The 259-nt window shown below is 42.5% G+C and carries 1 protein-coding gene; it reads right to left on the reverse strand.

The features are described 5' to 3' along the window. Positions 1–259 (reverse strand): SspB-related isopeptide-forming adhesin (locus ADH54_RS01140; RefSeq protein WP_049523568.1); only part of this gene is annotated, 259 nt, incomplete at both ends.

Genomic DNA, 259 nt, shown 5'->3' on the forward strand with positions numbered 1-259 from the left:
ATTCTCATACTTACCACCTGTTTGACCCAATTCCTTCTTAACAGTCATTGGATTAGTAATGGTTAGAACTTCTCCAGCTTGCACGTAGGTCTTGTAGAACTCCTCTGGATTCTCTGCCTCGAATACTTGAATCGCTCCTTTCGGAGTGAAATTTCTAGCCTTCATAGCTTCTTGGACACCTGATGGTGCCTTAGCCAGACTCTCATAAAGAGCCATTTTCAACCCTTTAACTACTTGCCCTTTAGAATCCGTTACTTGA

Source organism: Streptococcus pseudopneumoniae (genome assembly GCF_001072315.1).
GTDB lineage: Bacteria > Bacillota > Bacilli > Lactobacillales > Streptococcaceae > Streptococcus > Streptococcus pseudopneumoniae_R.